Genomic DNA, 8703 nt, shown 5'->3' on the forward strand with positions numbered 1-8703 from the left:
GGCCCGCCGCGCCAGTAGCCCGTGGTTCCGCCGTTCCGGGGTCGTTTCCGTCCGCGTCAGCGGGTTACCTGTTGTCGCATGGCGCCGACACGCTTCAGTGGAGGCTGCGGTGGTTCTTGACCCTCGTGAGAAAGGCACCGGAGTGCGACGGACCAAGGACGTCTTTCGGCGTGTGAGCAGGGCGTACTCCGGGGACGAGGAACACCGGCTCGGCGGCCACCTCGGGGCCGTGATCGCGTTCGGCGCGTACACGGCGGCCTGGGGCACGGCCGTCGCGCTGCGGAGGACCAAGCTCCCGGAGCGCCCCGAGCCCTGGGACATCCTGCTCGGGGCGGCGGCCACCTTCCGGCTCAGCCGACTGCTCAGCAAGGGATCGGTCACCGGCCCGCTCCGGGCTCCGTTCACGAGCTACGAGTCGGCCACCGGCCCCGCCGAGGTGAGCGAGAGCCCGCGCGGCGGGCGCCTCAGGTCGACCGTGGGCGAGCTCGTCACCTGCCCGTTCTGCCTGAGCGTCTGGCTGACGACCACCGTCACCGGAGCCCGCCTGCTGTGGCCGCGCGCGACGCGAACCGTGACGGGCGGCCTCTCCACCCTGGCCGTCGCCGACGCCATGCAAGTGGGCTACGACTGCCTGGTGCAGAAGAACGGCGAGTGAGCCGTGGGCCACGAGACGACGACGGCATCCGGTGCGGGGCTTCCCGCGGGCGTCCGCCTGGCCGCCCGCGCGGCGCGGAGCCTCGCACGCCGACGCCGCGCGCCGGCCCTGCACCCTTACGGGGTCACCTGCGACGGCGCCCTCGCGGTGCGGCCCGCCGGGGTGCCGTGGGGTGAGCCGTGGCTCGACGAACCGGGCGAGTACCGGGTCCGGCTGCGGTGGTCGCGTGCCGTCGGGCTGCCGGGGAAGGCGCCGGACGCCCTGGGGCTCGCGCTGCGCGTGTACGACGCGGGAGGCCCCGACCGGCCCCTGGAACTGCTGCTGACCAGCAGCGGCTCCGGGCGCCACACCAGGCATCTGCCGGTACCGCGGCTCAACGCCCTGGCGGGGCCCTACTCCACGCTCCTCTCGTACCGCGTCGGCGACCGCGAGGCCGTGCTGGCCGTGCGTCCCGCGGCGGCCTCACCGCGCGTGCCGGGCGGCGTCGATTCGCTGCGGACGGTGCTGCGGACGACGTCGCTGACCTTCCATCTGTGCGCGGCGCCGCAGGGACAGGCGTGGCAGCCACTGGCCACGCTCACCACCGGCGCCGTCCACGACGTGCCGCCCGTCGGCACCGGTGCGTACGACCCGTACGTGAACCGGCTGGCGCGGCTGCACCCCACGGCCCGGTTCGGCGCACTGCGGGAGGCCGCGTACGCCGCGTCCCGGCGCGGGCGGCACGCGCCAGATCCGGCAGATCCGGCAGATCCGGCAGATCCGTAGGAATAGCGGTCGGAGCGCGGGAGACAAGGGGCGGTGCCGGCCCCGCGAGCAGTGGGCTCGCAGGCAGTGGACCCGAAGGAGAGACCTCATGCTCATGGCACATCTCGTACTGAAGAACCTCGTCGAGGAGTACGAGGCGCTGCGCGTCCTGCACGCCGAAACCGGCAGCCGAGCGACCCGCGAGCGCATGGAGGACGTCGCCTACTCGCTGTGCGCGTCGACCGGTACCCGCTCCGTCGACGCCGCCCTCGCCGTCGCCCGCTTCCGGCTGCGCGGGGTCACCACCGCGGAAGAGAAGCCTGTCCTCGCCGCCTGACCAACTCCTGGGCGAGCGAAGGGAGTTGGGAGAGAGGACCGGGAAGAACTCAGAGGCGCCTTGGCCTACACCAAGCGCCTCTGTCCCAGTACTCTCAACCGTGGCCAGCAGCACACGCAGCACACCATGGTGACCTCCCCCCTTTCGCCGCCTCCAGGAGGATCACGGTGAACGTTCGCACCAGAAGCTCCGCGATCATCGGCACTCTCTGCCTCGCCGCAACCCTCGCCTTCACCTCGGCGTCCGCCGTCCCGCCTCAGGACACGGCCGGCGTCGCGCCCGTCGCGCTCAAGAAGGTGGCCACGGCCCAGAATCCGTCCGCCGGGGCCGCCGGTCCCGGCGGCACGGTCTGGCTGGCCGAACGCGCGGGCACCGTACGGGTGTTGGGCCCTCACGGCCTCGGCAAGCCCGTGCTCGACATATCGAAGGAGACCACCACCGACGGTGAACGCGGCCTCCTCGGCATCGCGTTCGACAGAAAGTTCGCGCACTTCTACATCTCGTACACGGACCTCGAAGGCACCAGCACCGTGGACGAGTTCGCGGTCCGGCACGGCAAGATCCGGCCGGAGACCCGGCGCACCGTCCTCACTCAGACGCAGCCCTACGCGAACCACAACGGCGGCGACATCAAGGTCGGCCCGGACGGCTACCTCTACATCGCGCTGGGCGACGGCGGCTCCGGCGGTGACCCGCACGGCAACGGACAGAACCTCGGCACGCTGCTGGGCAAGCTGCTGCGGATCGACCCGCGCGGCGGCAAGCCGTACGCGATCCCGGCGGACAACCCGTTCGTGGGCGACCCGAACGCCAGGGACGAGATCTGGGCGTACGGGCTGCGCAACCCGTGGCGGTTCTCCTTCGACTCGGGCACCGGCGACCTGCTGATCGGCGACGTCGGCCAGAGCGCCTGGGAAGAGATCGACTGGGCCCCCGCGGACAGCAAGGGCGGCGAGAACTACGGCTGGGCCCAAATGGAGGGCAACCATCCCTTCCGGGAGGGGACCGAGCCCGCGAACCACGTGCCGCCGGTCCACGAGTACGGCCGCGGCGGCCTCGGCTGCTCGGTGACCGGCGGATACGTGTACCGGGGCAAGGCGATCCCTGAGCTCAGGGGCCAGTACGTGTTCAGCGACTACTGCGACGGGACGCTGCGCGCGCTGCGGATGAAGGACGGCGAGGTGACCGGCGTCAGCGATCTCGGGGTCAACGGCGGCGAGGTCGTCTCGTTCGTGCAGGGCGGCAACGGCGAGCTGTATGTACTCGACATCGGCGGCACCGTCGCCCGCCTGGTGCCCGCGTAAGGGAGCCGGCACGTTCAGGGACTATCGGCCGTTGGCCGAGAAGTGCTGGTAGTCGGGGTTGGGCCAGCGTCCGCCCCACTGCCAGCCCACCGCGCGCATCGCCGTGGTGATGACGTCGCCCGCCCTGATCATGCCCGGGGCGGTGCGGCGCCGGTCGAGGTAGGCGGCCCCCTCGGCGGGGTAGACGCGTCCGTTCCGGTCGACGTACGGGTTCTCCAGGGTGTTGATGTCCACCGCGTCCCCGTAGGAGTGCTGGGAGACCTTGGCCGGGTTCCCGGTGACGGCGCGGCAGTTGAAGGCCGAGGTGTTGTCGGCCTTCATGGCCGCGACGTCGTTGCCGCCGTACTCCGCCATGGTCCGCATCCGGCGGATGGGGAACCGGGCCTCGAAGGCCCGGCCGAAGACGTGCAGCAGCGGCCGCACGGCCTCCTCGCGCACGACGAGTTCGCCGGGGTGGACGCGGCCGTCGAACCCCCAGTGGTTCATCCGGACGAGCCGGAGTCCGGCGGGCGCGATGGGGCAGCCCGGATGCCAGCTGCGGCCCAGGTCGCGGGCGGTGACGGCGGTGACGCGCGCGTCGAGAGCGGGTGGCGGGGACGGCGCGTCGGCGGCGGCCGGGGCGGGGCAGAGGGCGGTGAGCAGGAGTACGGCCGGGGTGGTGAGCGCGAGGAGCGTACGGGCGCGGAGCTTGATCACCCCACAGACATAGCGCGCCTCCCCGGGCGCGCCGGTCCGAAAAGCCGACCATCGGCCGCCATTCGCCCGATTGGGGGGCGGGGCAACGCGAGAAGGCGGGAGCAGTTTTTCCTTTTCCTGGACAAAGTGTGGACGTCCTTCGACACCGTCCCTACGCTGAGCGTCGCTTTGCCACAGAAATCTGCGTAAACCCGCGCCGGAATCACCCGGAACCACGCAGGAGGAAGAGTGAAGCCACGCCCCCGACCGATATCCGGCCGCCTCCGCCGCAGGGCCCGAAGAACCACCGGCCTGCTGCTCACCCTCCTTCTCGGCGGAGGACTCCTGGCACCCGCCGCGGCCGCGGACGACGATCCGCGGCCCTTCGCGGATCTGCCGCCGCAGGAACCCGGCGTCACCTTGCGGGTGTTCGACGTCCGGACCCCGCTGAAGAAGCTGTGCGACCTCAAGCCCGCACAGACCCCCAATGTCGACAAGCTGATCCCGACCGCCGACTGGACCTCCACCGACGGCTTCGGGTTCAGCGACAACTTCGTGTCGCAGCTCATCGGCAACCTGAACGTGCCGGAGGCGGGCGCGTACGACTTCCGGCTGATCAGCGACGACGGTTCCCGGCTCTTCCTCGGCGGGCAGCAGGTCATCGACCACGACGGGCTGCACGGCGCCGAGCCGAAGGACGGCCGGATCACCCTCAACGCCGGATATCAGTCGCTGCGCGTCGACCACTTCGACGCGGGCGGCGGCCAGCAGGTCACCCTGCAGTGGAAGCCGCCGGGTGCGACCGAGTTCAAGACCGTGCCGAACTCGGTGCTCAGCACGGACGCCGACGTCGTACGGGTCACCGCGCCCGGCCGCAAGGAGTGCGAGGGGACATATGACACCCCCGGCGACGGTCTGCCGCTGACGGAGGTCAATCCCGGGTACGAGCTGACCGACCTGCGTCCGAAGGGCTTCGAGCCGCAGGTGTCCGCGATGGACTGGCTGCCCGACGGCCGGCTCGCGATCTCCACGTGGGGCGGCAGCGAGGAGACGAAGGGCGAGGTGTACCTGCTCGACCACGTCACCGGGGACACCGGCCCCGAGAAGGTCACGTACAAGAAGATCGCCGACGGGCTCAGGGAGCCGATGGGCATCAAGTACGTGGACGGGAAGCTGTACGTGTCGGAGAAGCATCAGCTGACCGAGTTGAACGACACGGACGGCGACGACGTCACCGACGCCAAGCGGAAGATCGCCGAGTGGCCGTACGGCAAGAACTTCCACGAGTTCGCCTTCGGGCTGCTCTACGACAAGGGGGACTTCTATCTGAACCTCTCCGTCGCCATCAACTACGGCGGCGCGACCACCGACCCGCAGCCCGCCCCGAACCGCGGCACGACCATCAAGGTCAACAAGGCGACGGGCAAGGTCAGTTACCTCGCCGGAGGCCTGCGCACCCCGAACGGCATCGGGCGCGGCCCGGGCGGCGACCTGTTCGTCACGGACAACCAGGGCGGCTGGCTGCCCGCGTCCAAGCTTGTGCACATCAAGCAGGACCGGTTCTTCAACCACTACATGAATCCGGCCGGGCCCTACGACGACAAGCCCGTCACGAAGCCGGTGCTGTGGCTGCCGCAGAACGAGATCGCCAACTCGCCCAGCACCCCGATGCGGTTGAAGAAGGGCCCGTTCGCCGGGCAGCTGGTCTTCGGTGACGTCACGTACGGCGGACTGCAGCGCGCCGACCTGGAGAAGGTGGAAGGTGAGTACCAGGGCGCGGTGTTCCGCCACACGCAGGGGCTGGAGTCCGGCATCACGCGGATCAGCGAAGGCCCGGACGGCGCGATCTACACCGGTGGCCTCGGCGCGGACGGCAACTGGGGGCAGGAGGGCAAGCTCCGCTTCGGCCTGCAGAAGCTGACGCCCAACGGGAAGACCGCCTTCGACATCAAGACGATGCGCGCGACCCGCGACGGTTTCGAAGTCACCTATACGAAGCCGCTGTCGGAGGAGACCGCCGCCAAGCTGGCCAAGGGCGCGTACTCCGTCGAGCAGTGGCGTTACGCGCCGACGCCGGCCTACGGCGGCCCCAAGGTCGACGAGGAGACGCTGCCCGTCACGTCGGCGAAGCTCTCCGACGACCGCCGCAAGGTGCGGCTCACCATCCCGGGGCTGAAGAGCGACCGTGTCGTCCACGTCCGCTCGCCGCGCCCGTTCTCCGCGTCGTCGGGCGAGCAGCTCTGGTCCACGGAGGCCTGGTACACCCTCAACGCCAAGCCTGGCCCGGACGAGCCCGTCACCACGTACGACGCCGAGTCGGCCCGGCTGTCCGGCGGTGCGGGCACCGACACCGAGCACGCCGGTTTCACGGGCGCGGGCTTCGTCGACGGTTTCGGTGAGCGGGGCGCCAAGGCGAGCTTCGACGTCGAGGTGGCGAAGAAGGGCACGTACGACGTCGGCCTGCGGTACGCCAACGGCCCGCACCCCTCCCCCGGCACCAAGACGGTCGGTGTCAGCGTCAACGGCGCCGCTCCCCGGCGGACGAGCCTGCCGTCGACGGGCGAGTGGAACCGCTGGTCCACCAAGAGCGAACGCCTCGAACTGCGCAAGGGCCGCAACACCATCGCCTACGGGGTGGGTGACGGGGACACCGGGCACGTCAACCTCGACGCGATCGAGATCCGGCGCCCCGGGGTCCGGATCGACCTCTTCTCCGGCGGCAGCGTCGCGTCGGCCTGGCAGCACACCGACGGCCGCGCCGCCGAATGGCCGCACACCGCCGAGAAGTCCATGGAGGTCTGCTGCGGCGACCTGCGCACCAAACAGCACTTCCAGGACTTCAGACTGCACGTCGAGTTCCGGGTGCCGAAGCTGCCGGACGACGTCACCGGGCAGGACCGCGGCAACAGCGGTGTCTACCTCCAGGAGCGTTACGAGGTGCAGATCCTGGACTCGTACGGCGTGCCGAAGCTCGCGGACAACGAGGCGGGGGCGATCTACCAGAAGAAGGCCGCCGACCTCAACGCCTCGAAGCCGCCGGAGACCTGGCAGACGTACGACATCACGTTCCGTGCCGCCCGCTTCGACGCGGACGGCAAGAAGACGTCGGACGCTCGGGTCACGGTGGTCTGGAACGGCGAGAAGGTCCACGACGACGTGGCCGTCGACGGGCCGACGGGCGGCGGCGACCCGGAGTCGGCGGCGGCAGGCGCCGTCCGGCTGCAGGACCACGGCAACAAGGTCCGCTTCCGCGACGTGTGGGTGGAACCGCTGCCCTGACCGGATCGAGCCCGGTCAGCCGCTGGTCAGCCGCCCGCGAAGAGCGTGGTGCCGTCGGGGCCCAGGGCCTCGACGCGCGCCCCGTGTTCGACGGTGCGGCTGACCGTGCAGTACTTCTCGTGCGTGAGCCGGATCGCGCGCTCCAGCGCCTCGGCGGCGCGGGTGTCGCCCTCGGGCAGGTCGAGTTCGTAGGCGACCCGGACGACGCCGACCCGGCCGTCGTCCTCGGGCCTCGACACCGACTCCACGGTGATGCGCAGCCCGTCGTGGTCGACGGTGCGGGCCGTGCGGTCCACGACGAGGCCGCCGCATCCGCCGAGCGCGGCGAGGAGGAGTTCGACGGGGGTGAAGGAGGGCTGGGCGCCGGGGTCGTCGGCGGCGGCGATGCGGACCTCGGCGCCGCGGTCGTTGCGCGCGGTCCAGTCGCGTTCGCCGTTGCGTACGGTCTCGATGCGGTAGTCGGCCATGGCCGAACCGTAACCCGGACATCGCCCCGGTGAGGGTGCGGCTTCCCCGGCTCTTGGCCGAACCAGGGAAACCTGGGCCGGTGCGGCCCCCCGGGGGATCGCCGCTGGACCAGCCCTTTCCGCCAAGTCCCCCGTTCCGCAATCTTCACGCATGTACTCACGGGTTTCTCATCGGCCGACACCCGTTCCGGAGCCTCCCCGAGCCGTCCGGAGCGTCCCACTCCCGCGTTCCAGGCGGTCCATTTCTTCCCTGGTCGGAGCGTGTTTCGCCGTTCCAGCGTCCCCGATTGCCCGCCGTTCGTGGCCACCGGGACGGGTCGCGCCGCAGGGTGGGGTCCGTGCTCACCGGGCGGTCACTCACCGTCCGGTTCTGGGCACGGTTCCGCAGCGACGACTTTGGGAGTACGTACATGGTTCGCAAGCGTTCACGTCTGATCGCCGTGCCGGTGGCGGCTGCCGCCCTGACCCTGACACTCGCCGGTCACCAGGCCGGTGCGGCCGAGGCGGCGGCCCCGGCCCCGTGCCTGGCGGGCGCCACGACGCTCGTCGGCGACCTCGACGGCGACGGCCGCCCGGACAAGATCGTCAACCCGGGGCACACCGGCACGAAGATGACGGTGCAGTGGGGTGCCGCCGACGGCACGTTCGGCACGAAGCACACCGTCAGCAAGCTGCTCGGCACCGAGCAGGGCGAGGTCGCGACCGCCGCGGTCGCCGACTTCCAGAACGACGGCACGCTGGACATGGTCGTCAACATCGTCGAGCCGTCCGGCGGGGACGACCCCGCGACGGCACGCGTCGCCGACTACCGGCCCGGTCCGCTCAAGCGCGCGAACCTCGCCTCGGCCCGCACCCGGCACCTGGACATCGGCGACTCCAGCGAGGCCCGCGAGCTGCGGATCGCCAACTACGGCGATGACGCGTACCCGGACCTCGCGATCCTGAGCTACGCCGGTGACGGCGTCCTGGAGCGGAACGTGCGCCTGACGGAACCGGGCAGCGGCCCGGGCGCGTACAACCAGGAGCACGAGCAGAAGTACGGCGACTGGGGCACCCCGGGCGAGCCACCGGCCATGCCCGGCGGCGGTTGGAAGCACTTCTACAAGTCCTGCTCCTGACCCACACCCACACCCCCGGGGGGGGGCGGGGGCGCGGGGGCCCGCCGGGCCCCGCCGGGGAACGGGGGGGGTGGCCGGTGCCCACCACACTAACAAACCGCCCAGCGGGGGCGGGGCCAGCTGG

Annotated in this window: 8 protein-coding genes; 6 read left to right on the plus strand and 2 right to left on the minus strand. The window is 71.2% G+C overall.

Annotated elements, in window-relative coordinates:
• The first annotated feature begins 172 nt into the window (after positions 1 to 172).
• The 4 genes from ACI2L3_RS14885 to ACI2L3_RS14900 all read left to right on the plus strand — a co-directional run bounded on the left by ACI2L3_RS14885 (position 173) and on the right by ACI2L3_RS14900 (position 3040).
• Positions 173 to 655 (plus strand): DUF1360 domain-containing protein, encoded by a 483-nt coding sequence (locus tag ACI2L3_RS14885; protein WP_404752764.1) that lies wholly within the window; start codon positions 173 to 175, stop codon positions 653 to 655.
• Positions 656 to 658: 3 nt separating this feature from the next.
• Positions 659 to 1420, plus strand: coding sequence for a phosphodiesterase (locus ACI2L3_RS14890; protein WP_404752765.1), 762 nt, complete (start codon positions 659 to 661; stop codon positions 1418 to 1420).
• An 88-nt stretch (positions 1421 to 1508) separates the two neighbouring features.
• Positions 1509 to 1736 (plus strand): DUF5133 domain-containing protein, encoded by a 228-nt coding sequence (locus ACI2L3_RS14895; RefSeq protein WP_404752766.1) that lies wholly within the window; start codon positions 1509 to 1511, stop codon positions 1734 to 1736.
• 167 nt (positions 1737 to 1903) lie between these two features.
• The gene (locus ACI2L3_RS14900; RefSeq protein ID WP_404752767.1) at positions 1904 to 3040 is read left to right on the plus strand and encodes a PQQ-dependent sugar dehydrogenase; all 1137 of its coding nucleotides are present in this window, start codon (positions 1904 to 1906) and stop codon (positions 3038 to 3040) included.
• A 21-nt stretch (positions 3041 to 3061) separates the two neighbouring features.
• Here the strand turns inward: ACI2L3_RS14900 and ACI2L3_RS14905 are convergent, their stop codons facing one another.
• Positions 3062 to 3736, minus strand: coding sequence for a M15 family metallopeptidase (locus tag ACI2L3_RS14905; protein WP_404752768.1), 675 nt, complete (start codon positions 3734 to 3736; stop codon positions 3062 to 3064).
• Between the two features lie 228 nt (positions 3737 to 3964).
• Between ACI2L3_RS14905 and ACI2L3_RS14910 the strand changes: the two genes are divergently transcribed.
• Positions 3965 to 6994, plus strand: coding sequence for a family 16 glycoside hydrolase (locus tag ACI2L3_RS14910; RefSeq protein ID WP_404752769.1), 3030 nt, complete (start codon positions 3965 to 3967; stop codon positions 6992 to 6994).
• A gap of 26 nt (positions 6995 to 7020) precedes the next feature.
• Here ACI2L3_RS14910 and ACI2L3_RS14915 read toward each other — a convergent pair whose 3' ends face one another.
• Positions 7021 to 7461 carry an OsmC family protein gene (locus tag ACI2L3_RS14915; protein WP_404752770.1) on the minus strand — a complete coding sequence of 147 codons (441 nt, stop codon included), beginning with the start codon at positions 7459 to 7461 and terminating at the stop codon, positions 7021 to 7023.
• Positions 7462 to 7871: 410 nt separating this feature from the next.
• Here ACI2L3_RS14915 and ACI2L3_RS14920 point away from each other — a divergent pair, with 410 nt between their 5' ends.
• Entirely contained in the window at positions 7872 to 8579 is a 708-nt protein-coding gene (locus ACI2L3_RS14920) for an FG-GAP repeat domain-containing protein (RefSeq protein ID WP_404752771.1), read from the plus strand.
• Positions 8580 to 8703: the final 124 nt, after the last annotated feature.

This window comes from Streptomyces sp. NPDC029674, assembly GCF_044903205.1.
Taxonomy (GTDB): Bacteria; Actinomycetota; Actinomycetes; order Streptomycetales; family Streptomycetaceae; genus Streptomyces.

Coding starts and splice junctions, on each gene's coding strand:
- ACI2L3_RS14915 (WP_404752770.1), bottom strand. CDS start 7,461: ATGGCCGACTACCGCATCGAGACCGTACGCAACGGCGAACGCGACTGG.
- ACI2L3_RS14895 (WP_404752766.1), top strand. CDS start 1,509: ATGCTCATGGCACATCTCGTACTGAAGAACCTCGTCGAGGAGTACGAG.
- ACI2L3_RS14920 (WP_404752771.1), top strand. CDS start 7,872: ATGGTTCGCAAGCGTTCACGTCTGATCGCCGTGCCGGTGGCGGCTGCC.